This window comes from Pseudomonas sp. HY2-MNA-CIBAN-0224 (assembly GCF_040310285.1).
Classification (GTDB): Bacteria; Pseudomonadota; Gammaproteobacteria; order Pseudomonadales; family Pseudomonadaceae; genus Aquipseudomonas; species Aquipseudomonas helleri.
Genome location: NZ_JBEOPQ010000631.1, coordinates 1 through 262, shown reverse-complemented (window position 1 = coordinate 262; position 262 = coordinate 1). Strand labels below are relative to the sequence as shown.

Sequence of the window (262 nt, the reverse complement as noted above, 5' to 3'; positions counted from 1 at the left end):
CACCAACACCACCACTTGACGTAATGCCATTGACCACAGCGAGCGGTGACAAAGCTTGTGCGTTTTGAGCGGCAAGTGCGATACCACCTACTGCCAATGCGGCTGCGCCCGTAAATTTTAAAATACCTAGTTTGCTAGCGGTATTACTAACAAAGCTTTCATTGTTTATTTTATGATTAATTGTATTGTGCTGCGCGCGCTTGTTTGCATCTTTCATTGCCAGTATTCCTATTATATTTATATATTGGTCAAACCTAATAGC

At 42.0% G+C, this 262-nt stretch carries 1 protein-coding gene; it reads right to left on the bottom strand.

Annotated elements, in window-relative coordinates; all coding sequences use genetic code 11:
* Nucleotides 1-217 (bottom strand): hypothetical protein (locus AAEZ03_RS27845; protein ID WP_350583139.1); only part of this gene is annotated, 217 nt, incomplete at its 3' end.
* Between the last annotated feature and the right edge of the window lie 45 nt (nt 218-262).